This is a genomic window from Oceanisphaera sp., assembly GCF_048268965.1.
Taxonomy (GTDB): domain Bacteria; phylum Pseudomonadota; class Gammaproteobacteria; order Enterobacterales; family Aeromonadaceae; genus Oceanimonas.
Window position 1 is genome coordinate 57,731 of record NZ_JBLWUK010000001.1, and the last position, 22,769, is coordinate 80,499.

Annotated in this window: 23 protein-coding genes; 16 read left to right on the forward strand and 7 right to left on the reverse strand. The window is 54.5% G+C overall.

The features are described 5' to 3' along the window. Window positions 1–191 precede the first annotated feature (191 nt). From ettA to ACN0VL_RS00295, 4 genes are all read left to right on the forward strand, one after another. Complete coding sequence (gene ettA, locus ACN0VL_RS00280; RefSeq protein WP_417613970.1) at window positions 192–1,859, forward strand: energy-dependent translational throttle protein EttA; 1,668 nt, start codon at window positions 192–194, stop codon at window positions 1,857–1,859. Window positions 1,860–1,959: 100 nt separating this feature from the next. Continuing rightward, window positions 1,960–2,319, forward strand: a complete 360-nt coding sequence (locus tag ACN0VL_RS00285) for a lysozyme inhibitor LprI family protein (protein ID WP_417613972.1) — start codon at window positions 1,960–1,962, stop codon at window positions 2,317–2,319. A 109-nt stretch (window positions 2,320–2,428) separates the two neighbouring features. Beyond that, the gene (locus tag ACN0VL_RS00290) at window positions 2,429–3,139 is read left to right on the forward strand and encodes an AzlC family ABC transporter permease (RefSeq protein WP_417613974.1); all 711 of its coding nucleotides are present in this window, start codon (window positions 2,429–2,431) and stop codon (window positions 3,137–3,139) included. Then, the gene (locus ACN0VL_RS00295) at window positions 3,136–3,453 is read left to right on the forward strand and encodes an AzlD family protein (protein WP_417613976.1); all 318 of its coding nucleotides are present in this window, start codon (window positions 3,136–3,138) and stop codon (window positions 3,451–3,453) included. Before ACN0VL_RS00290 ends, ACN0VL_RS00295 begins: the two co-directional genes overlap by 4 nt. Window positions 3,454–3,782: 329 nt before the next feature. Here the strand turns inward: ACN0VL_RS00295 and ACN0VL_RS00300 are convergent, their stop codons facing one another. After that, a complete protein-coding gene (locus ACN0VL_RS00300) occupies window positions 3,783–4,598 on the reverse strand; it encodes a phytanoyl-CoA dioxygenase family protein (protein ID WP_417613978.1) in 816 nt (271 codons plus the stop codon). Window positions 4,599–4,690: 92 nt separating this feature from the next. Between ACN0VL_RS00300 and ACN0VL_RS00305 the strand changes: the two genes are divergently transcribed. Further along, complete coding sequence (locus ACN0VL_RS00305; RefSeq protein ID WP_417613980.1) at window positions 4,691–5,596, forward strand: LysR substrate-binding domain-containing protein; 906 nt, start codon at window positions 4,691–4,693, stop codon at window positions 5,594–5,596. A 73-nt stretch (window positions 5,597–5,669) separates the two neighbouring features. Here the strand turns inward: ACN0VL_RS00305 and ACN0VL_RS00310 are convergent, their stop codons facing one another. Together ACN0VL_RS00310 and ACN0VL_RS00315 are read right to left on the reverse strand one after the other, a co-directional pair. Further along, window positions 5,670–7,010 (reverse strand): Na+/H+ antiporter family protein, encoded by a 1,341-nt coding sequence (locus tag ACN0VL_RS00310; protein WP_417613982.1) that lies wholly within the window; start codon window positions 7,008–7,010, stop codon window positions 5,670–5,672. Window positions 7,011–7,465: 455 nt separating this feature from the next. Continuing rightward, window positions 7,466–8,053 (reverse strand): DUF4202 domain-containing protein, encoded by a 588-nt coding sequence (locus tag ACN0VL_RS00315; protein ID WP_417613984.1) that lies wholly within the window; start codon window positions 8,051–8,053, stop codon window positions 7,466–7,468. 190 nt (window positions 8,054–8,243) lie between these two features. Between ACN0VL_RS00315 and hmpA the strand changes: the two genes are divergently transcribed. Together hmpA and ACN0VL_RS00325 are read left to right on the forward strand one after the other, a co-directional pair. Further along, entirely contained in the window at window positions 8,244–9,440 is a 1,197-nt protein-coding gene (gene hmpA, locus ACN0VL_RS00320) for an NO-inducible flavohemoprotein (RefSeq protein WP_417613986.1), read from the forward strand. A gap of 272 nt (window positions 9,441–9,712) precedes the next feature. Then, window positions 9,713–10,618 (forward strand): SphA family protein, encoded by a 906-nt coding sequence (locus ACN0VL_RS00325; protein WP_417613988.1) that lies wholly within the window; start codon window positions 9,713–9,715, stop codon window positions 10,616–10,618. 45 nt (window positions 10,619–10,663) lie between these two features. Here the strand turns inward: ACN0VL_RS00325 and ACN0VL_RS00330 are convergent, their stop codons facing one another. Further along, entirely contained in the window at window positions 10,664–12,367 is a 1,704-nt protein-coding gene (locus ACN0VL_RS00330) for a sigma 54-interacting transcriptional regulator (protein WP_417613990.1), read from the reverse strand. Window positions 12,368–12,727: 360 nt separating this feature from the next. Here ACN0VL_RS00330 and ACN0VL_RS00335 point away from each other — a divergent pair, with 360 nt between their 5' ends. The 9 genes from ACN0VL_RS00335 to ACN0VL_RS00375 all read left to right on the forward strand — a co-directional run bounded on the left by ACN0VL_RS00335 (window position 12,728) and on the right by ACN0VL_RS00375 (window position 20,012). Next, window positions 12,728–13,030 (forward strand): phenol hydroxylase subunit, encoded by a 303-nt coding sequence (locus ACN0VL_RS00335; RefSeq protein ID WP_417613992.1) that lies wholly within the window; start codon window positions 12,728–12,730, stop codon window positions 13,028–13,030. Window positions 13,031–13,054: 24 nt separating this feature from the next. Beyond that, window positions 13,055–14,041 carry an aromatic/alkene monooxygenase hydroxylase subunit beta gene (locus ACN0VL_RS00340; protein ID WP_417613994.1) on the forward strand — a complete coding sequence of 329 codons (987 nt, stop codon included), beginning with the start codon at window positions 13,055–13,057 and terminating at the stop codon, window positions 14,039–14,041. A gap of 12 nt (window positions 14,042–14,053) precedes the next feature. Then, window positions 14,054–14,323, forward strand: coding sequence for an MmoB/DmpM family protein (locus ACN0VL_RS00345; protein WP_417613996.1), 270 nt, complete (start codon window positions 14,054–14,056; stop codon window positions 14,321–14,323). Window positions 14,324–14,338: 15 nt separating this feature from the next. Continuing rightward, window positions 14,339–15,844 carry an aromatic/alkene/methane monooxygenase hydroxylase/oxygenase subunit alpha gene (locus ACN0VL_RS00350; RefSeq protein WP_417613998.1) on the forward strand — a complete coding sequence of 502 codons (1,506 nt, stop codon included), beginning with the start codon at window positions 14,339–14,341 and terminating at the stop codon, window positions 15,842–15,844. A 58-nt stretch (window positions 15,845–15,902) separates the two neighbouring features. Then, window positions 15,903–16,265 (forward strand): phenol hydroxylase subunit P4, encoded by a 363-nt coding sequence (locus ACN0VL_RS00355; RefSeq protein WP_417614000.1) that lies wholly within the window; start codon window positions 15,903–15,905, stop codon window positions 16,263–16,265. Between the two features lie 9 nt (window positions 16,266–16,274). Beyond that, the gene (locus tag ACN0VL_RS00360) at window positions 16,275–17,336 is read left to right on the forward strand and encodes an NADH:ubiquinone reductase (Na(+)-transporting) subunit F (protein ID WP_417614002.1); all 1,062 of its coding nucleotides are present in this window, start codon (window positions 16,275–16,277) and stop codon (window positions 17,334–17,336) included. Window positions 17,337–17,431: 95 nt separating this feature from the next. Then, window positions 17,432–18,364: a catechol 1,2-dioxygenase gene (catA, locus tag ACN0VL_RS00365; RefSeq protein WP_417614004.1), complete on the forward strand. Its 933-nt coding sequence runs from the start codon at window positions 17,432–17,434 to the stop codon at window positions 18,362–18,364. Between the two features lie 351 nt (window positions 18,365–18,715). Then, window positions 18,716–19,558: an HpcH/HpaI aldolase/citrate lyase family protein gene (locus ACN0VL_RS00370; protein WP_417614006.1), complete on the forward strand. Its 843-nt coding sequence runs from the start codon at window positions 18,716–18,718 to the stop codon at window positions 19,556–19,558. 88 nt (window positions 19,559–19,646) lie between these two features. After that, a complete protein-coding gene (locus ACN0VL_RS00375; RefSeq protein WP_417614008.1) occupies window positions 19,647–20,012 on the forward strand; it encodes a glutathione S-transferase N-terminal domain-containing protein in 366 nt (121 codons plus the stop codon). A 96-nt stretch (window positions 20,013–20,108) separates the two neighbouring features. Here the strand turns inward: ACN0VL_RS00375 and ACN0VL_RS00380 are convergent, their stop codons facing one another. The 3 genes from ACN0VL_RS00380 to ACN0VL_RS00390 all read right to left on the reverse strand — a co-directional run bounded on the left by ACN0VL_RS00380 (window position 20,109) and on the right by ACN0VL_RS00390 (window position 22,763). Further along, complete coding sequence (locus ACN0VL_RS00380; RefSeq protein ID WP_417614010.1) at window positions 20,109–20,252, reverse strand: entericidin A/B family lipoprotein; 144 nt, start codon at window positions 20,250–20,252, stop codon at window positions 20,109–20,111. A gap of 148 nt (window positions 20,253–20,400) precedes the next feature. Beyond that, complete coding sequence (locus ACN0VL_RS00385) at window positions 20,401–21,603, reverse strand: response regulator (protein WP_417614012.1); 1,203 nt, start codon at window positions 21,601–21,603, stop codon at window positions 20,401–20,403. Then, window positions 21,546–22,763, reverse strand: coding sequence for an EAL domain-containing protein (locus ACN0VL_RS00390; protein WP_417614013.1), 1,218 nt, complete (start codon window positions 22,761–22,763; stop codon window positions 21,546–21,548). Before ACN0VL_RS00390 ends, ACN0VL_RS00385 begins: the two co-directional genes overlap by 58 nt. Window positions 22,764–22,769 lie beyond the last annotated feature (6 nt).

The following is a 22,769-nucleotide window of genomic DNA, read 5'->3' on the forward strand; positions in this document are numbered from 1 at the left end:
GTCGGGTGTGAATAGCTGACAGAAATCGGCTGTACGGCTCATGATGTCTACTCACGGCTCACTCTCAGTTGCAGCTGGATTTCCCCGCTCAGGCAAGTACCATATACGCCATTGCTGTTCGGTTGACTGCCGCTTGATGGACAGCCTGGCAGTCAGCTTGTTAACCTTCTGAAATATCAGGATAAATAGATATGGCTCAATTTGTTTACAGTATGAATCGCGTGGGCAAGGTGGTTCCGCCCAAGCGTCATATTCTGAAGAATATCTCTTTGTCGTTTTTCCCCGGTGCCAAAATTGGTGTACTGGGCTTGAACGGCGCCGGTAAATCGACCTTGCTGCGCATTATGGCCGGCATAGATACCGAAATTGAGGGCGAAGCGCGCCCCCAGCCCGGCATTAACATCGGCTACCTCCCCCAGGAACCGAAACTAAAGCCCAAGCAAACCGTCCGCGAGGCCATTGAAGAAGCCGTATCGGAAGTGGCCGGGGCGCTGAAAGAGCTGGACGAGGTCTACACCGCCTATGCAGATCCGGATGCCGACTTCGACAAGCTGGCCAAGCGCCAGGGCGAGCTGGAAGCCATCATTCAGGCTCACGACGGCCATAACCTGGACAACCAGCTGGAGCGGGCCGCCGACGCACTGCGCCTGCCCCCCTGGGAAGCCACCATAGACAAGCTGTCCGGGGGTGAGCGCCGCCGCGTGGCCATGTGTCAGCTGTTGCTGGAAAAGCCCGACATGCTGCTGCTGGACGAACCCACCAACCACCTGGATGCGGAATCCGTGGCCTGGCTGGAGCGATTCCTGCACGACTACGAAGGCACAGTGGTCGCCATTACCCACGACCGTTACTTCCTGGATAACGTGGCCGGCTGGATCCTGGAGCTGGACCGGGGTGAAGGTATTCCCTGGGAAGGTAACTACTCTTCCTGGCTGGAGCAGAAAGACGCCCGTCTGTCGCAAGAGCAATCTTCCGAGGCTGCGCGCCAGAAGTCGATTCAAAAGGAACTGGAGTGGGTACGCCAGAACCCTAAAGGTCGTCAGGCGAAGTCAAAGGCCCGTATGGCCCGCTTTGAAGAGCTGCAAAACCAGGACTTCCAGAAGCGTAACGAAACCAACGAACTGTTTATTCCGCCAGGACCTCGCCTGGGCGATCAGGTCATCGACGTAGAAAACCTGACCAAGTCCTATGGCGATCGCATGCTGATTGACGATCTGTCGTTCAGCATTCCCAAAGGCGCCATCGTCGGTATTATCGGCCCCAACGGCGCAGGTAAATCGACCCTGTTCCGCATGCTCACCGGCGCAGAGCAGCCAGACTCGGGCAAGATCACCCTGGGTGAATCGGTTCAGCTGGCCTCGGTTGAACAGTTCCGTGACAGCATGGACGACACCAAAACCGTGTGGGAAGAAGTAGCCAACGGCCAGGACATGCTGCGCATCGGCAACCTGGAAATCCCCAGCCGCGCTTATTTGGGCCGCTTTAACTTTAAAGGCGTGGATCAACAAAAGCGTGTGGGTGAGTTATCCGGTGGTGAGCGCGGTCGCTTGCACATGGCCAAGCTGCTGCAAACCGGCGGCAACGTGATCCTGCTGGATGAACCGACCAACGATCTGGACATTGAAACCCTGCGCGCGCTGGAAAACGCCCTGCTGGAATTCCCGGGCTGTGCCATGGTCATCTCCCACGACCGCTGGTTCCTCGACCGTATTGCCACTCATATTCTGGATTATAAGGATGAAGGCAAGGTGGAATTCTTTGAAGGTAACTTCACCGAATACGAAGACTGGAAGAAGAAAACCTACGGCGCCGAATCCGTACAGCCCAAGCGTATTAAATACAAGAAAGTAACCAAATAAGCCCCTGGTTACTCACTCTATAAAACACCGCCTTATCGGCGGTGTTTTTTTATGGCTGCTAGACTGGTGACTATCTGCAACCGACAGCCAAGGGGGCCCTATGTACAACACCCTGCTCTTGCTAGTGTTCAGCCTGTCGTTAACCGGATTTGCCCATGCTGCCGGTGACACCCAGGCTGAGCTTAATCAATCCGCTCATCTGCGCTATCAAAGTGCCGATGCGGCACTGAATACCGCCTACGCTCGATTAATGAGCGTCTTGTCACCCGAGCGCCAGCAGCAGCTCAAACTGGCACAAAGAGCCTGGTTGAAATACCGGGATGCTGACGCCGAGTTTAAAGCCGGCGCTTATCGAGGGGGATCCATTCAGCCGTTGATTTATAGCCAGGCCTTGATTGAGCTGACCGAATACAGAACCAGGCAACTGAGCGAGCTGTATCGGGAGCAATCTGCACACTGAACGTGCCGACTGCCATACCGAATACGGCCTTGTCTCCTCCCCGTACTCGCCCCTCTGTGAGCATGATGTTATTCTAGCTGGCCCTTAAACGTATGAGTCTAATACTGAAATGGACACCTATGCCGAACAGGCACGACTAGAGCCTGCCGATACCTGGTTTGGTTTCAAGCAGTTGTTACCGCTCTCCTTTTTCGTGGCCGCCTTCGGGCTGGCGTTCGGACTGGCCGCCGCCCAGGAAGGCCTGAGCGAAGGTAACATAGTACTGATGAGCGCCCTGGTGTTTGCCGGCACCTCGCAGTTTGCCGCGCTGGAGCTGTGGGGTACTCAGGTGCCACTGGTGCCCCTGATCATCACCACCTTCGCCATCAATGCCCGTCACCTGCTGATGGGTGCCAGCCTCTATCCCTGGCTGCAGCATCTGCCCCCGCTCAAGCGTTACGGCATTATGCTGTTTGCCTCCGATGCCAACTGGGCCATGGCGATGCAGGGCTTTCACAAGGGTGAGCGGGCGCTGGGCATACTGTTTGGCGGCGGCCTGGCCATCTGGTCATTCTGGATGCTGGGCACCTGGCTCGGCCTGTATTTTGGCAGTGCCATCGAAGACCCGTTCAGCATAGGGCTGGACATGGTGCTGGGCTGTTTCCTGCTGTCCATGACCCTGGGGGGGCGAAAGGATCTGCGTACCCTGATGATCTGGACAGTGGCGGGGGTCTCGGCGATGCTGGCCTACTGGTGGCTGCCAGCCAACAGTCATGTGGTGGTTGGCGCCCTGTCGGGTGGCCTGGTGGGTGCATTGTGGATGGAGAAAAACAACAAATGAATCTGGAAACCGCCGGCTCCGGCACCCTGCTGATTATCGGCGTGATGGCCATAGTGACCCTGGCCACCCGCTGGGGCGGCGTCTTCGTGATGTCGCTGATCCCCATCAATCACAGGGTGCAGCAATTTATCAGTGCCATGTCCGGCTCCGTGCTGGTCGCCATTTTAACGCCCATGGCGGTCAACGGTGATATTGGCGCCCGAATGGCGCTGTTGGCCACGGCGCTCACCATGCTGGTGTTGAAAAAGCCCCTGCCCGCCATTACCGCCGGTATTATCGCCGCCGCGCTCAGCCGACAGTTTTTTGGTGGTTAATACCAGTTTGAATAAAGTTCTGATCATAATTAAGCCTGTGATGCCTCTTATCAAGCACCGAGTTGCCTGCGCGCAGCATTAACAGGCAGCTCTGCAGCATCAAGGAGGATAAAGAGATCTGCTCCGCCGACCATCACATGACAGGGACGTCATGTGCTGAGCGTCACAGGGATGTGCTTGCAGCGTGTCGGTGGAGTAGGCTCTTTGTCCGACCTTTACAGAGAAACAAAATAGATCTGTTATTTAATCAGTTTGGTATCACTGCCAATTGCCGTAGTTCAATGCAAAAGCCCGCCGAATGGCGGGCTTTTTTTGATGTTCAACCAGGTTTAGCGTTGCCACACCACCGGGAACCAGTCTTCCCGCATAGTGTCACCGGTTTTCAGGTTAATGCCGTCAAAAGGCGGTGAAGTGGCGCCACCACGATCCACGTAACGTACGTCGTCGCCCATGAAGCGGGTAGAAAAGGCACGGCGACGGTTCATTGTCTGGTTGCCCGGCGCACCGTGTACCGTCTTGAAGTTGAACAGCAAGGCATCGCCCAGTTCCATCTCGGGGATCAGGATTTCAAAGTCACCGCTGTCGATGTCCGGCATTTCCATGAAGTGGCTGTCTTCCTCGTACCAGGAAGCATTGGTCGACCATTTGCTCGGGCGGATCAACTTGGGCCAGCGATGTGATCCCAACACCACCTGCAGGGCGTTTTCCGGTGTAATGGGGTCCAGCGGTATCCAGTAGCTGCCGGTCTGATCGCCTTCAACACAGTAATAGGGCAGATCCTGGTGCCAGGGCGTCGCCTTGGAAGTGCCCGGCTCTTTCACCAGAATGTGCTCGTGAAACACCTGCACCCGCTCGGAACCGGTGGCTTCACCGACGATAGCCGCACCCGGCGACTGCTCAATCCATTGTTTGAACTCGGGAATGCGCTGCCAGTTGCAGTAATCTTCAAAAAAGCGGCCGGTATCGGTACCGGTCACGTTTTCACGACCGTGCTCGCTGGGGTCATTCAATACCTTGTCGAAGCCCGCACGCAGGGTCTCAATCCAATCCTTAAACACGCCCTTGATCACGATGGCACCATCGCGCTCGTAGGCAATCTTCTGTTCTGGTGTCAGCCACTGCTGCAAAGCTACCGGCGTAGTCATGTTGCTCCCCTTCCCTTTAATTAAGTACATCGACTTTAACATTCTTACTACATAGTATATAAATATATTTTCTATATAGGATGCATAGCAAAATGACTATACCATTTACTTTTCGTCAGCTAAGTTATTTTGTGTCCGTGGCCCAGCACGGCAGCATCAGCAAGGCGGCCGAAACATTGCATGTCTCTCAGCCCTCGGTATCCATCGCCATTCATCAGTTGGAAAGCCTGCTCAACCAGCCACTATTTCAGCGTCATCGCGGCCAGGGAGTGAGTCTGACCCCCAGAGGAGAGGGCTTGCTTAAGGAAGCCCGCCAAATTCTTACCCTGTCTCACAATCTGCTGGCCCGGCTGGAACAGGACGACACCCGGGTGGAGGGGCAGCTGGTCATTTGCTGTTTTCGGGACATAGCGCCCTACTATTTGCCCCGACTGGTCAGCGAGTTCGAGCGCCGTTATCCCAAAATAAGAGTCTTGATGCAGGAGCAGGATTTGGCTGGCGTCAAGCAGGCCCTTAAACAGGGCAAGGCCGAACTGGCGCTCAGCTATGCCCTGGGGCTGCCGCAAGAGGTCGATATTCAGGTACTGGACGAACTGCGACCTTATGCCCTGTTACCTGCCGGGCATAAACTGGCCGAACAACCGACGTTAAGCCTGGCGGAAATAGCGAAAGAGACCCTGATCTTGCAGGATATGCCGCTTACCCAGGAGTATTTCATGTCGCTATTCTGGCATCAGGATCTGCAACCCGCTCATATCCACACCACCGCCTCCTTCGAGATGCAACGGGGGTTGGTGGCCCACGGACATGGGGTGGCCCTGTCCTGTACCCGCCCGGCTGGCGATCAAAGCTACGACGGCGCTCCTCTGGCCTGTCGACCGCTACTCGATGAGTTCCCTCCCCAGCGGGTGGTCTTGGCCCACTCCCGCGCCTTTCCGCTCTCCATTCCCGCCCAGCTGTTTCTCGAGCAGATCGCCGGGCAGGCCAAGCACCCATAAAAAAGCCGGGAGACTCCGGGTTCGCATTGAACCCGAAGTCTCCCGGCTTACGGCTTATGGCCTGTCTTACGGTCTAGAGTACCTGGGCCGCAACCCAGCCGAAGATCACCAGTGGAATGTTGTAGTGAATGAAGGTGGGGATCACTGAGTCACGAATATGATCGTGCTGACCATCCGCATTCAATCCCGCGGTCGGCCCCAGAGTCGAGTCGGATGCCGGCGAGCCTGCATCCCCCAGGGCGCCGGCGGTGCCTACCAGTGCCAGCGTCGCCAATGGTGAGAAGCCAAAGCTTATCGCCAGCGGCACATAGATGGCGGCAATTATCGGAATGGTAGAAAAGGACGACCCTATGCCCATGGTGATGAACAGCCCCACCAGCAACATGACCAGTGCCGCCAACGCCGGGCTGTTACCAATCAGCGCGCCCGAACCGGCTACCAGCTCGGGAATCGCACCCGAGGCCTTCATGACCCCGGCAAAACCGGAGGCGGCAATCATGATGAAGCCCACCAACGCCATCAGGCGCATGCCCTGGGTAAAGACATCGTCCTGATCTTTCCACTTGAACAGGCCGTTCATCGACAGCAGGGCAAAGCCCAGCAGACCGCCCAATACCATGGAGCCCGTCATCAACTGTACGATCAGCGCACCCAGGATGGCCGCTACTATCATGGTCAGCTGCTTGCGGCTGAGTCGGGTTTGCTTCTTGGTACTGTCGACGCTCGCCGCCGTCTGCTGCTGGTACTCCCGCGGACGACGATAGCTGAACAACACCGCCACCAGCAGCCCGAGCAGCATGCCCAGTGCAGGCAGCAGCATGGCCTTGGGTGCCATGGCTGGCGTGACCACCATACCCAGGTCATTACCGGCCTGATTGACGCTGTTCGTCAGTATGTCGTTAAGAAAGATGGTGCCAAACCCCACCGGCGTGGTCATGTACATGATGGTGATACTGAAAGTAATCACACAGGCCACGGCGCGCCTGTCCAGCTTGAGCATACTCATCAGCCCCAGCAGCGGCGGCACCAGAATGGGAATGAAGGCGATATGTACCGGCACCACGGTACCGGAAGCGGCGCCTATGATGACCAAGGCGCCAAACATGAACCACTTGACGCTGCTCAGCTGGCCAGGATCACGCCGGGAGCCGACCCAGCCCAGTGCCTTGCTGGCCACCAAATCGGTAATGCCGGTACGCGACAGCGCCACGGCAAACGCCCCCAGGGTGGCATAGGCCAGAGCCACGGTGGCACCGCTGCCCAGGCCTTCATTAAAGGCACCGATTACCTGTTCTACCGACATTCCGGCCCAGAGCCCCCCCACAAGTGCGGCAGCCACCAGCGAAAATACAACAGATACCCGAGCCAAACATAGCGCTACCATCACCAGGATGGCCAGAACAATGGCATTCATAGGATCCTCTCCCTCATGTTATTACGTCCCTTTATTGGTTCCCATGTCCGACCCTCGTCCGACACTTACAAAAACTTAACATTTTCTACACATTTATTATCCATACATTTTATATATATGTTGTATATGGTTTTAGCTATGTAGTAACTCCGCCATGGTAAGTAGCCTGGCTTGCCAACTCAAGAAACTCTCTCCTTTTTCCATCATCCGATTTTCTGGATATATGCATTCAGAGAACCACAGTTTTTGTAGCGTGCCGCTTTAGCTGGCACTCCCGCCTCAGCGGGATATTATTAACACCATCCAGCTCCGCAGGATTTAGCAGCTAAAGCAGCTACTACATTCGTACACCATGCAAATATCTGTGCTGCCAATATGTTACACGGATGGCGCTGCTTTAGCTGCGCAATGCCGCGAAGCGGCATCTTTGCTCCGCGGAAGACTACAAAAAGCTTTCAGCTCAGGGCCTTGCCTACCAGCGCCTGCACTTCGGGGGTCAACGACAAGCGCAACGCCGCAGCCTGTCCGGCAGCCGACATCTTGCCCCAGGTTTTACGAATAATATCCAGCAGCTTCTCTTCACTGTGGCGGGTGGCAAAGTCCGCCAGGTAAAACTCGATAAACACCAGACAAATCACGTCCTCCAGCGCCTGAACTTCAGGATCGCGCTTGAGCTGCTTTTTCAGCAAGAGATCTTTAATGTGCTGTTGCTCTGCGTCGCTATAGCCCACTCTGGCCATCAACTCTGCGGTTAAATCACCGTGAAACTGCCCCAGGTCGGTGCGCCAGCGCTTGTAACCGGCTCTGTCCATGGGGTAACCGGATCTGGCAATGTGCCAGCGCTTGATGTGCTGGGCGCGGCAGGCTATCTGCAGTAATTCGCTGGCCTCGGGCACAAATTCGGCCTGTCTGGCACTCATGCGCACGCTGTACAAATATTCTTTTGGCCAGTGCTGTCCATCAGCCAGCTCTTGATTGGGATCTTGCCGATTTTCGGCATCAATCAAGGCCAGTACCCGTTGTAATCGAGAATGTTCCGTCATTAGTCAATATCCGCTGAAAGTGTCCGACTCGCATTGTTACCTTTACCTCCGAAAATGCAAGCCATTGCTCTGGGAGAGAACAAGGTGATCGACCAGACAAAAACCGTAATTTTTTATTGATGCAAATCAAATGACACTATAATATGCGCCTTAAGTTGCATCATGAATACACATTAAAGAGGCGTTAAGCATGCTGGATAGTCGCACCATAGAAATCGTAAAAAGCACAGTTCCTTTGCTCGAGTCAGCCAACACCGCACTGACCGAACACTTTTATAAACGTATGTTTCGTGACAATCCCGAGCTGAAAGACGTCTTCAACCTCAGTCACCAGGCCTCTGGTCGTCAGCCCGCCGCCTTGTTTTCTGCGGTATTGGCCTATGCCAAAAATATCGACAACCCTGCCGTACTGAGCAGTGCGGTAGAGCGAATAGCCCAAAAGCACACCGGCTTTTCCATTCAACCCGCGCAGTACGACATAGTGGGTCATCACCTGCTGGAAACCATCAAGGAGCTGGCCCCCGATGCCGCTACCCCCGAGGTGATTGACGCCTGGGCCCAGGCCTACGGTGCTCTGGCCGGGATTTTCATTGGCCGCGAAGAGCAGATTTATCAGCAAAGCGAGCAAAAAACCGGTGGCTGGCGTGGGCAACGCGCCTTTGTGGTCAAGGAAAAACAAGTGGAAAGCGAGCACATCACCAGCTTTTTGCTGGCCCCGGCAGACGGTGAAGCCGTGCTCGACTTTTTGCCAGGCCAATATCTCAACCTGCATTTAAGCAGCCCCAAGCTGGCTCATAAGGAAATTCGCCAATATTCCTTGTGCCAGGCGGCCAATGGCCAAGACTACCGCATTGCCGTAAAACGCGAGCCTAATGGCGTGGCCTCCAACTTCATGCACGACGAAGTGCAAGTCGGCGATACCCTGCAGGTGCTGCCTCCGGCGGGTGACTTCTTCATGGAAGTCAGCACAGAGACCCCTGTGGTACTGATTTCCGGCGGTGTCGGCCAGACCCCCATGCGCGCCATGCTCGACCAGTTAATCAAGCATGAGCATCAGGCCGATATTCACTGGCTGCATGCCTGTGAAAACGGTGCCCAGCATGCCTTCAAGGATCACATTCAAGGCCTGCGTCAGGCCAATGCCAATTTAACGACCCATGTCTGGTATCGCACCCCGGGGGAAAACGATCAACCGGCGGAGGACTATCACGCCGATGGTCTGATGGACCTGAGCCAGATAAAAGACGCCATCACGATGGACGGTGCCCATTATTACTTCTGCGGCCCCATGCCCTTCATGGCCATGGTCAAGGAACAGCTCTCGGCCTGGGGCATAGAGGATTCCCGCCTGCATTACGAGGTATTCGGGCCCCATCAGACTCTGTAAAATTCTGCCGCCATGCCACCCAGCGGTGGCATGGCGGCTTTACCATTTCATTAATATGTCTCCCACCATTTCATTATTTCACCAAGTCCGCTCTCCCCCTGCCGCAACTCGTTTTAAAAAAGACATATAAAACAGTAAATTAACCACAGTCATAAATGGCACAAATGTTGATAAAAGGTTAACAGCCCACTTTGGCCGCTGTATTTCAGCCGCTCGGGCCGCGCGCCCGGTTTATCCGAACCCGGCGTTCACTTTTACAACAAGGAGATGTTATGACGCAGGCACGCACCAGAAAGGCGCGACAGCATATTGGCGGGCTAACGACGGCCGCTCTAACCGTACTGTCCGGCTCTGCCCTGGCCGCCAACGGACACTATGTGCCCGGGGTGGAAGGCATCAAGGGGGCAGTGGTTCCTCCGCCCGGCGTTTACTACCGCGGTTACCTGGCCCATTACGATATGAACTCACTCAGAAACGACAAGGGACACTCCCTGCCGGCCAGCAACACCGCCTCGGTCACGGCGCTGGTCAATCGTTTCGTGTGGGTGACCGACAAAAAGCTGTTCAACGCCGACTACGGCATGGAAGCCATTATCCCCCTGCAACGTACCTCCCTCGACTTTGATATTGCCGGCATCGACAGCACCGAGCATGGCGTGGCCGACATTTTTGTCAGTCCGCTCGTGCTGGGCTGGCACGGCCAGCAGTGGGATGCGGTGTTTGGCGCCGGCCTCTGGCTTGATACCGGCGACTACAGCAGTACCGAGCCGGCCTCCATTGGCAAGGGCTTCAAGACCACCATGCTGACCCTGGGCGGCAACTATTACCCGGATGCCGAAAAGACCTGGTCGGTATCGGCCCTGTCCCGCTACGAGATCAAGTCAAAACAGGACGAAACCCGTATTACACCGGGTGACAGCTGGCTGGTGGAATGGGGCATCGCCAAAAAACTGGATACCGGCCTGGAGCTGGGGCTGATTGGCTACAATGCCTGGCAACTGGAAAACAGCCAGCAAGCGCCGGCCGGAAAAGTGGAGAAGCACGGCCTCGGGGTGGAGGCCGGCTATTTCTGGCCATCGCTGATGATGGGGCTGAACGCCGCTTATATCAGCGAGTACGACGTAAAGAACGGCCCCAGGGGCGATCTGTTTCGCCTCACCCTGACCAAGGTCTTTTAATGTTTGAATAAAGACAGTGCAGGAGCCGGCGGCTGCCGGCTCCTTTCATGATGGCGTCAGCTTTTTCATCCGGTAGGCCAGCGCGGGCCGGGTCAGGCCCAGCGTACGGGCAGCCTTGGACACATTGCCGTCTGCCGCCTTGAGCGCATGGCGGATCAGGCTTTGCTCCAGGTTTTCCAGGCTGAAGTTTTCGGTCAGCAGCCGCTCGCACCAGGTTTCCTGATCGTCACCGTCAACGGTTTTCTCCTCTCGCAGGGAGCCATCCTGGCACACCCGCCCCACGGTCGGCTCGCTGTCCTTGAAACTGGGAAAGAAGCTGCATACCTCTATTTCGTTGTTGTTGTCGGTCAGAATAATACCGCGCTCGATCAGGTTTTCCAGCTCGCGAATATTGCCGGGCCAATCATATTCCAGCAGGGCCTCGCGCGCCTTGTCGGTCACCCCGAGAATGCGTTTGTTGTAAAGGGTCTGGTAGCGATCCAGAAAGTGCTGGGTCAGCAAGGGAATGTCTTCTTTACGCTCACGCAGAGGGGGTATATGAACAGGAAAAATATTCAGCCGATAAAACAGGTCGGCTCGAAAACGGCCTTCCTGCACCGCCTGTTGCAAATCCTCGTTGGTGGCGGTGACGACCCGAACATCCACCTTTCGGGTCTGGGTGTCTCCCACCCTTTCCAGCTCGCCTTCCTGCAAGACCCGTAGCAGAGTGGCCTGGGCCCGGGGGGACAGCTCGATAACCTCATCCAGAAAAATGGTCCCCCCGTCGGCCCGTTCAAATTTGCCTTCGCGGGACTGGTTTGCGCCTGTATAGGCGCCCTTTTCCACCCCGAACAACTCGGCTTCAATCAGCTCTGGGGGAATACAGGCACAGTTCACGGCCACAAAGGGTTGCTCGGCCCGATCGCTGGAAACATGCAGCCCCCGGGCAAATACCTCTTTGCCGACCCCGGTTTCCCCTTGCAGCAAGACAGTCGCGCGGCTGTTGGCTGCTTTCTTTATCAGCTTGCACACCTTGATAAAGGCGGCAGACTGACCGATGGAATTGAATATTTTATAGTCGTATTCGCTGTCATCTCCCACCGTATCTCTTAACCTGAGCAATTCGTTTCTCAGCGCGAACAGCTCTTCGGCAACGGGATCCGGCAACATGAACTTCTCTATTTCCGCCTTGTCTTCCCATTCGTCAAGGGGCTTGCCAACAATACGACAACCCTCATCGCCCTGGGCAACACAGCTGGTTTCCTTATAGATAATGGTTTGCCCCATGAAATAGCTGGTGTAGCCACTGGAATACCCCAGCAGGCTCCAGCAGACCGGCTCTTCGGCATGACCAAAGTAATGCTGATGCACATCCGCTTCATAGGAGTTGAACCAGTCGAATTCTCCCAGAAAATGACCCGACTCCATGTCGATTTCCAGCCGGGTAGGAACCACCTTGACCATGCCCCTGATGGCGTGCAGCTGGGGCCCCGCCATGAACATTTCTTCCTTGGTGATATGCGGCCTGACCTTACGGGCAACTTCCGCATCCTTCAGCCCGGAGTGATAACCAAAGCGCATCAGAAAACGTTTGGCCCTCTGCACGCCCAGCGTTTCGATCAATTCCTTGCGTAGTTGTCCCATCACATTCGCATGGATAAGCAGCATACGTTGCTCATTGAACCAGATTTTTCCCTGGTCGCTGCTAAAGCGAATACCGGAAATCAAATCTTCCGGGTCGAGTATTTTCAGGCTATCCAGATCGTTCATTGTCTATGCGTGCCCCTGTCCATGGTCCATATCAATCGCCGCCATCCGGATCCCGGGTGCGAAATCCGGCAGTCAGGTTACACACGGGTGTAATTTGGCCTGCAGCTCTCGCATCTCGCCCCATCAAATGATCAACACAAAGACAACAATATTAACCATTTGCTCAAGCCTGTAAATACACGGCAAGACACTCACAGCGAAAAAACAAGGTCAAAAATAAAAACTTATCTTTTAAAAACAATACCTTAAAGATAAACACAATCATCAAACTTAAAGCTGGCACCCGGGTTGCAACCAAGTTAACACAAGGATGAAACCAAGTGATTACACACTGTTATCAATACGCTGGAGGTTAATACCATGGATGCACCCAGGCCACGGCCGGTATCACCCACTCAGGCTCCCACCACAAGCCTGACCAAGTATATCCGCGTACGCAGTCCGCAGGATGCCCGCTTTGTCGAGTTCGACTTTGCCATCAATGATCCCGGCCTGTTCGTGGAGTTGGTCATGCCCAAAGATGCATTCAAGCGCTTTTGCCAGGCCAATCAGGTGGTGGAAATGACCAGGGCCCAGAGCGATGCCGTCGATGCCGAAATGGACAAATGGCGATACGGCGAGGAAACCCTGCTCAGCCGTAATCAGGCTCACTCGCACAAATAAGATACTCAGGAAAGAGGAAGCAAGATGACACTGGAAATCAAAACCGCCGGCATAGAGCCGATACGACAGACGTTTGCCAATATCAGCCGTCGCTTCGGCGACAAGCCGGCCAGCCGCTATCAGGAAGCCACCTACGACGTACAGGGGGAAGCCAACTTCCACTACCGTCCGCTGTGGGATCAGGAAAAACAGCTGAACGACAAAAGCCGTACCGTCATCGAAATGACCGACTGGTACAGCTTTCGTGACCCGCGCCAGTTCTACTACGGTGCCTATGTGCAGCAGCGAGCCCGCATGCAGGAAGGCGCCGAAAACAACTATACCTTCTTTGAAAAGCGCGAGCTGGCTGCCAACCTGAGCGATGAATTGAAGTCCAAGCTCACCCGCTTCCTGCTACCTCTGCGTCATGTGGAGCAAACCGCCAACCTCAACCACCTGTTTGGCGCCGACTACGGCTACGGCACCGCCATTACCCAGGCCCTGCTGTTTGCCGGCATGGACCGACTGGGCATGGCTCAGTACCTCTCCCGTATCGGTCTGCTGATCGATGGCAACAGTGCCGATTCCCTGGCCGAGGCCAAAGAATACTGGATGACGGATCCGGTCTGGCAGGGGCTGCGTGCCTTGTGCGAAGAGACGCTGGTCACCAAGGACTGGTTCGAGCTGTTCATCGCGCAAAGCCTGGTGCTGGATACCCTGCTCAATGACGTCGTATACCGTCAGTTCGATGCCTGGCTGGTGGCCAACGACGGCCGTGATATCGGCCTGCTGACCGAGTTCATGAAGGAATGTAACAAGGATCTCGGCCGCTGGAGCGACAGTGCCTTCAAGATTGCCGCCGCCGAAAGCGAGTCTAACCGACAGCAATTGCAGCAATGGACCGAAAAGTGGCGTGGCAAGGTCGCCGATGCCCTGTCACCTCTGGTGCGGGAAATGCTGGATGACGACGCCCTGCACCAGGCGCTCACCGAACTCGACAAACGTATCGCCAAGGCTGGCATCAGTAAATAAGGAAACCATCACATGTCAAAAGTGTACCTGGCCCTGCAGGACAACGATATCTCCCGCTATATCGTCGAGGCCATCGAAGAAGACAACCCGGATGCCAGCATCCAGCACATGCCGGCGATGATCCGCATTGAAAATGAGGATCTGCTGGTGATACGGCGTGAAACCGTCGAAGACAAGCTGGGCCGTGACTGGGATGTGCAGGAACTGCACCTCAACCTGATTACCCTGGGCGGCAACGTGGATGAAGACGAAGATCAACTCACATTGTGCTGGAAAAGCTGAGAAAAGGAGTGACTCATGGCTGCTAAAAAACTGAACCTCAAGGATAAATACCGACTGCTGACCCGCGATCTGGACTGGGAGTTTTCCTATCAGGATCGCAAGGACGCCTTTCCGTTCGAAGAGTTCGAAGGCATCAAGATCACCGACTGGTCAAAATGGGAAGATCCCTTCCGCCTGACCATGGATGCCTACTGGAAATATCAGTCGGAAAAAGAAAAGAAGCTGTACGCGATTTTCGATGCCTTTGCCCAGAACAACGGCCAGCTCAACGTCTCCGACCCGCGCTATGTCAACGCCATCAAGCTGTTCCTGACGGCGGTGACCCCGCTGGAGTATCAGGCCTACCAGGGATATGCCCACGCCGGCCGGCAATTTGGCGGCATAGGCGCACGCATCGCCTCCCAGATGCAGTCCATCGATGAACTGCGTCATGTGCAAACCCAGATCCACGCCATGAGCCACTACAACAAGCATTTTGATGGTTTTCAGGACTGGAGCCACATGCACGACCGGGTCTGGTATCTGTCGGTGCCCAAGTCCTTCTTCGAAGATGCCCGCAGTGCCGGCCCTTTCGAGTTTCTGCTGGCCATCAGCTTCTCTTTTGAATACGTATTGACCAATTTGCTGTTCGTGCCTTTCATGTCCGGCGCCGCCCACAACGGCGATCTGGCCACCGTTACCTTCGGGTTCAGTGCCCAGTCCGACGAAGCCCGCCATATGACTCTGGGTCTGGAGATCATCAAGTTCCTGCTCGAGCAGCACGAGGACAACCTGCCGATAGTACAGAAATGGATCGACAAGTGGTTCTGGCGTGGTACCCGGCTGCTGTCCATCGTCGGCATGATGATGGATTACATGCTGCCCAACAAGGTGATGTCCTGGAAGGAAGCCTGGGAAATGTACTTCGAGGAGGCCGGTGGCGCCCTGTTCAAGGATCTGGCCCGCTACGGCATCCGGATGCCGAAATACAGCGAAGTCATTGAAAAAGAAAAAGAACATGTGTCGCACCAGGCCTGGTGGATTTTCTACAACTACGGCCATGCCGCCGGCTTCCATACCTGGATCCCCAGCGATGAGGAGCTGGACTGGCTGAGTGAGAAGTACCCGGACACCTTCGACAAATACTACCGTCCGCGCTGGGAGCTGGCCAAGAAAATGGAAGCGGAAGGCAAGCGCTTCTACAGCAGCGGCCTGCCCCAGCTGTGCCAGGTGTGTCAGGTCCCCATGACCTTCACCGAAATGGACAAGGATCCGGGTCAGATCAGTTACCGGGAGGCCATTCACGAGGGCGAGCGTTATCACATGTGCTCCGATGGCTGCCACGACATCTTCCGTGACGAGCCGGAGAAGTACGTCCAGGCCTGGCTGCCGGTTAACCAGATACTGCAGGGTAATTGTGGCGGTCCCGATCTGGAGCAGATCCTCAGTGACTATTACCGCATGAACGTCGGCGCCGACAACATGGACTTCAAGGGCTCGCCGGACGAACAACGCTGGAACCAATGGAAAGGCATGGCCTGACCCCAAACCGTCTTAACAGGGGACGGATCCTGTCCCCAATATCAAGGAGAAACACATCATGCCGGTTATCGCACTCAACAAAGACTACAAGGGCGAAGTCAGGGATGCCAAAGCCAACTTTGGCGGCAATATTCTGGTGCATATTGGATGGGACGAGCACCTGCTGTTCTGTTCGGCCAAGACGTTTCTACTGTCTCCGGCCATGCTTTTTGCCGAGCTGCAGGACAGGATCCTGAGCGAAGGGTTCAGCCAGCATCCCGACTTCGAGCATATTGACTGGTCCGGCGTACAGTGGACCCTCAACGGCCAACCGCTGTCGCCCTCTCGCGAGCTGACGCTGGAACAGCAGGGTTTCGATCACAAGTCGTTGCTGCGCTTCAAAACGCCGGGTTTGAACGGTTACAAAGGCACCGGCGTTTAAGGAGGTTTTATGAGCTACGAAGTCACCATTGAGCCTACCGGCGATGTCATCGAGGTAGAAGAAGGACAGACCATACTGGATGCCGCCCTGCGTCAGGGAGTGTGGCTGCCCTTCGCCTGCGGCCACGGCACCTGCGGCACCTGCAAGGTGCAAGTCACCGATGGCTTTGCCGATGTGGGCGCGGCCTCGTCCTTTGCCCTGATGGATGTAGAGCGGGATGAAGGCAAGGTACTGGCCTGCTGCTGCATGCCCGAATCCGATCTGGTGATCGAGGCCGACATCGACGTGGATCCGGATTTTGCGGGCCACCCGGTGCAGGATTACAGCGGCACCGTCACCGAGATCCTGGCCCTGTCTCCCACCATTCGCGGCCTTCGCATCAGGCTGGATCGGGACATGGACTTTCAGGCCGGTCAGTACATCAACCTGCAGGTGCCCGGGGTGGAGGGCAGCCGTGCCTTCTCCCTGGCCAATCCCCCCTCTTCCTCCCAGGAGATAGAACTGCACGTGCGCAAGGTCGAAGGCGGCAAGGCCACCAGCTGGCTGCATGACGAGCTGCAGGTGGGCGACTCGCTCGAGCTGTCCGGCCCCTATGGCCAGTTCTTCGTGCGTAAATCCGATGAGCAGGGCGCCATCTTTATCGCCGGTGGGTCGGGCCTGTCCAGCCCCCAGTCGATGATCCTGGATATGCTGGCCGAGGGCGATCACCGCCCCATCTATCTGTTCCAGGGCGCCCGTAACCTGGCCGAGCTCTATAACCGTGAGTTGTTTGAGCGGCTGACCGCCGAACATGACAACTTTCACTACATACCCGCCCTGAACGCCCCCTTGCCGGAAGACGACTGGCAGGGCTTTAGCGGCTTTGTGCACCAGGCCGTGGCCGATTACTTCAAGGAACGCTGTGCGGGCAACAAAGCCTACCTCTGTGGTCCGCCCCCGATGATCGATGCCGCCATTACCACCCTGATGCACAGTCGGCTGTTCGAGCGTGACATCCATATGGAGTCATTTCTGACTGCCGCCGACGGTGTTCAGGAACAAAACCGCTCCGCCCTGTTCAAGCGTATATAGGGAACATGGCCATGCAGAAACAATACTGTGAGCCAGTGTTATCGGAAACAGGCCCCATAGTTTAACACCCAGATCCAACGTCAAGGAGCAAGACAATGACCGTTAAAACCGTACATACCGCCCAGGTGCAGGCATTACTGGAAAAAATCGCCGGCTTCGATCAGGAAGGCGGTAACCAGCGCACCAAGGTACTGATACACCGCATCATGAAAGACGTGTTCCAGATCATCGAGGATCTGGACGTTACCCCGGAAGAGTTCTGGAGTGCCGTCTACTACATCAACGAGCTGGGCGAAAATGGCGAGGCCGGTCTGCTGGCCCCGGGACTGGGCATGGATCATTACCTGGATATCCGCATGGATGCCGCCGATGCCGAAGCGGGTTTGACCGGCGGTACGCCACGTACCATAGAAGGTCCGCTGTACGTGGCCGGCGCCCCCCTGAGTGAGGGTTTCGCCCGTATGGACGACGGTACCCAAGAGGGTGAACCCCTGATCATCACGGGTCAGGTGACCGACGAGGCCGGTCAACCGCTGGCGGATGCCATCGTCGATATCTGGCACGCCGATCTGAAAGGCGCCTACTCCTACTTCGATCCCTCCCAGAGCGAGTACAACCTGCGGCGCCGCATCAAGACCGATGCCGAAGGTCGCTACACCGCCCAGAGCATCATTCCGTCTGGCTACGGCTGCCCGTCCGAAGGCGCCACCCAGAAACTGCTCAACCAGCTGGGTCGCCACGGCCAGCGCCCGGCACATATCCACTACTTCATCTCCAAGCCGGGCTACCGTCACCTGACCACCCAGATCAACCTGGCCGGTGACGAATACACCTTTGATGACTTCGCCTTCGCCACCCGGGACGAGCTGGTCGTGGAAGGCAAGCGCATCGAGGATCCGGTTCTGGCCGAACAGTACGGATTGAGCCAGCCGTTCACCCAAATGGAGTTCAATATCCAGCTGCTGACCACAGATAATCCCAACCAGCAACAGCCGCATGAACGAAAACGTGCCTTGCTGGCCCAATAAGCCTGGAGATATAAGCCTGCTAAAAATTTCGGCTCGCCAGTGGCGGGCCTATGTGCGTTCCTGCTCCTGCCTGCAAGGACCCGCCCCCCTGTGATGACTTGAAAGCGCCTCCCTCCAGTCCTGCATCACCATCACAGGCTCACCGGACAGATCCTGCTCCCAAGGCGGCATATGAGCCTCACATCGGCTATATCTGATGATTTAAGAGGCATTATCCGCCAATAACAGCCGGTAAACGCACACAGATCCCACTCTCTGACTATGGTGGTTTACAGGGCTGGCACACTGGTTTACATAGAAGACTCCGTTGCATCTCCCCGGGCCAGGTTGCCCGGGTTAACAGGGGTTATTATGGACATCAATGCGCTACAAACCTTGCTCTTCGTTCCAGCCAACCGGCCGGAACGCTTTAATAAAGCCTTGGCCAGCGGGGCCGATGCCATCATTATCGATCTGGAAGACGCCGTGCCGGCAGCAGAAAAAGATGCCGCCAGCAGCACCCTCAGTACCTGGCTCGACAGCCAACCCGCCAACTCGGTATTAATTCGCATCAATGCCACCGGCAGTCCCTGGTTCAGCCAGGACACCAACCTGTGCCGTTCGGCCGCCGTCGCCGGCATTGTGGTACCAAAAGCCGATGACCCCGTGGCGCTGAAAGAGCTGGCTCACATTACCGAAAAACCCTTGTTGCCTTTTATTGAATCCGCTCTTGCCTTCACGCGGCTTAACGAGATTGCCGCCGCCCCGGGTGTTAGCCGCTTGCTGTTTGGCAAGCTTGATCTGGCTCTGGATCTGGGCATGGACTACCCGCCTCCTGCCGGTGAGCCCTTGGATGAATCCGCTTTTTTATATACCCGTAGCCAGCTGGTGATGTGCTCGCGAGTCCATGGTCTGGCAGCCCCCATTGATGCCATTTACACCGCCATTCACGATCCCAAGGGACTGACCGACTATGCCCGCCAGGGCATGCGGCTGGGCTTTAGTGGTTTATTGCTGATCCACCCCGCTCAAGTGGCGCCGGCGCAGCGAGCGTTAGCCCCCACCAGTGCCCAGATCTCCTGGGCTAGACATATTCTGGCAGCGGAGCGGCGGGAAAATGGCGCCGTGGTGGCGGTGAGCGGGAACATGGTCGACATCCCGGTGATGGCCAGAGCCAAGCGCATCATGGAGTTGGCCAGCGCCTTGCATAAATAGCAAAAAAACGTGGCGCTTTCAGATACAATCCTTTGCTGAGCACTGTATATCGAGCAACTGCTTTTGCTCATCAAATAAGGGAGCCGTCATGCTAGTAAAAATATTACGTAATGGGGTCGGGGGAATTTGGCAGCTGGGCGATTTCATCACTCGCCCTACCAAGATGCGCAGATCTCCCGAGGCACAGCTTGAAGTGGATAACGCCTGCAAACAGCTGGCGTTGTATCAACTGCCGCGCTGCCCGTTCTGCATCAAGGTGCGCAGACAAATGCACAAGCTGAATCTGCCTATAGAGCTGCGTAATGTTCAGCCTGGATCACCCCACCGGGATGAACTGCAAGCCGGCGGTGGACGCGTCACCTCTCCCTGCCTGCGTATAGAAGAGCACGGAGAAAGCCGTTGGATGTATGAATCCAACGATATTATTGCCTATCTGCAACAGCGCTTTGCTTGAGACTGTAGAGCGTAAGGTGTGAGGAGCGAGGTGTAAAAACAAACCTGCAGATGTGGTGTTTGTCGCCTGCCCCTCACACCTCTCTACCAACCGTATTTAATATTGCACATCGCGGGCGGCGTCTTCTACCGCTTCACCACCACGCTGAATATCCTTACCGGCACCGGCGAAGGTATTGCACCCGGCCAAGCCAGCTGCCAAACCGACCACCATCAAGACTGCCATTATTTTCTTAACCATGATTTCGTCCTTCTTTGGGTGAGTAAACCATTTCAGTATAGACTCGGTTGCAGAGCCTAACGACGTCAGATCAAGGGGAACGGAGTCACGCCGCTGCATTGATAACCGGCTCAATCACGGACGTTACTTACAATGAATGATAAACTTCTCATTTATTATTAAGCGCCGTCGAGATTTTCTTTATGATAGTCTGTCGATCGAAAGGCTTGAGAACAAAGCTGTCAGCCCCCATTTTTATACAATCAACAATGATATCTTTTTGACTCTGGCCACTAATAATAATTACAGGTATATCCTTGCTCCATGCGTTGCTCTTTATATACTTTGTTGTTTCAATGCCACTAATTCCAGGCATGAGTATATCCATCAGAATAACATCCGGCGTGTTATCATGTAACACTTTTATCGCTTCGGCTCCCGAGGAAGCAACTTCAACATCGTAATTTTCTGCCTTTAGCAAGGATACGAGTACATTTCTCTGAAAAGCATCATCATCAACAACCAGTATATTTTTCTTTAACGTTTTAGCCTGATCACCTATACGTTTAGACAAGTTGATGTGTCCGAAAAAAAAGGCATCAAAGTCCCTGGACAAGGCCTTTATTTCTTCGATTTTCTTCCTTACCTTTTCAAGGTTAAAGGCATCTTTAATCTTGGCGCTTAGCTCCAGCCCCTTGTTATACTGGTCAACACTTACGCCTTCCCGTGTCTGGCGGTCGATATTATCCAGGGCCTCTTCTACCGAGACCTTGATCTTACTGGCATTATCATTAATCCCTGTTGCATAGCGAATCGCACCTTCGGCCTGCTTAATCACCAGAGCTTCCAGCTCGGTGTTTATTCGCTCTTTATCAGCCAGCTCTGCCAACTTCCCTCTCATATTGTATAACTCTTCGAGTTCAGTGACAGCCTGAGTAATAGATATCATCAAACGAAACGGGTCATAATGCAAAGGCCAAAATACGATATAGTTATCATACTTTTTAGCATGACATAGCTTGTAGGCTACACTGGCTTCATTTTTTCCACAGAGTAGCAACACCCTGCAAGGCAGCAGGTGTATTTGCTTACTATGAAGAAGAAAATCATCATATACTTCATCAGACTGTGTAACGCTGTTATATGCAAGCAATATAATACTGGCGCCAGATTGATCAAACCCCTCAGCCACAGAAGCAAAAGATGTTGAAAACACAACATCACTAAACTCATCAGATATTGATTCTTTTATCAACTCTGCCGAACTTTTATTGTCTGTAGCAATATAAATAACAGTTCTTCTATTCATATCGTTCAGCCTCTCTGCTTTAATGATATGATTGAAAACTGCTCTTTCCACTGCATCAGCCATGAGTTGATATCATTCATGGGCATGGGCCTGGCAATCAAGTATCCCTGAGCAAAGTCACAACCAGTATTCTTCAGAAAAAGCCAGTCTTCATGATGCTCTACTCCTTCAGCAACAATATTCATTGCATACCTTCTTGCCAGTGAAAGTGTCGCATTATAAAACTCAAGGTTCACCCCTCCCTGGCTGACATTATGAACAAACTTTCTATCCAGCTTCAGCTCTTCAAATGGAAAGTCATTCAAGCTGTCCAGGTTTGAATACGCGGTGCCAAAGTCATCGATGGCCAACCCAAACCCCCTCAGTCTGAGTCTCGTCAATATTTCCAGCGGCTGCCGCTTATCATCCAGTACTTTACCTTCTGTTATTTCAAACAAAAAATGATGCGGCGACATTCCCTCGGCATCTATGATACGACAAACTTCGTCCATGAAGCCCGGGTTGATCAAGCTCAACATCGACAGGTTGATTGAGAGCTGCAACTTGTCTCTGCCACCGATAACTTTAAAGTCATCAATGGCGTTTTTAACAACCAGCTTGGTTAAGTCATCTATATACCCATACCGTTCAACCAGGTAAATAAACTGATCGGGATATACGAGGCCATGTTCAGGGTGCGCCCAACGGACCAGTGCTTCAAAGCCCTTGACGGTGCCATCCTTCATGGATACCTTGGGTTGATAGTAATTGATGAACTGCTTGTGCTCTAATGCAGATATTATGTCATCAACCGAATAGTGACATTCTCTTTTAACAACCACTTCGCCATGACTTTTAAACTTACCAAGCAGCTTCGACAGTGCATCCGTATTAACCGGTTTTTTCAAGGTCCCGATGATATTCACCTGATGTACTCTGGACAGCTCAGCCGATGAGTTTATGATCCTTTCACTTTGGCCACTCACCAATATAAGCCCCCCGGAGTAGCCGCACTCTCCCAACCTTCTTATCATTTCCAGACCATCCATGCCTGGCATGTTCAAGTCTAGAAAGACAAGATCCGGAAACCCGTCCTCCGCGGCAAGCACATCGAGAACCAACTTGGCATCCTGGTAGATTTCAACGACAGGAAAATCATGTCGCACCAACAGGCTCGCCATTAACTTCAATGAAAATAAATCATCATCAACAATATAAACTTTTTTTCCCGAGTCATTTTTCATAAATAT